This window comes from Burkholderia sp. SIMBA_062 (assembly GCF_046534765.1).
GTDB classification, from domain to species: Bacteria; Pseudomonadota; Gammaproteobacteria; order Burkholderiales; family Burkholderiaceae; genus Burkholderia; species Burkholderia ambifaria.
In genome coordinates this window covers 1-323 of sequence record NZ_JAWRYD010000164.1, presented here as the reverse complement: position 1 = coordinate 323, position 323 = coordinate 1, and the positions used below count along the sequence as shown (strand labels likewise).

The 323-nt window shown below is 54.5% G+C and carries 1 rRNA gene; it reads right to left on the bottom strand.

The features are described 5' to 3' along the window. Positions 1-323 (bottom strand): 23S ribosomal RNA (locus SB786_RS35865); the annotation flags it as partial.

Here is a 323-nt window from a genome sequence, read left to right as displayed (position 1 = left end):
CGCTCGCCATCACAGCTCAGCCTTCATGGGAAACGGATTTGCCTATTTCCCAGCCTAACTTCTTGTACGCGGATATCCAATACCGCGCTTACCCTATCCTCCTGCGTCCCCCCATTGCTCAAATGGTGAGGAGGTGGTACAGGAATATCAACCTGTTATCCATCGCCTACGCCTTTCGGCCTCGGCTTAGGTCCCGACTAACCCTGAGCGGACGAGCCTTCCTCAGGAAACCTTAGGCATTCGTTGGAGGGGATTCTCACCCCTCTTTCGCTACTCATACCGGCTTTCTCACTTCTAAGCGCTCCCCAAGTCCTTCCGGTCTT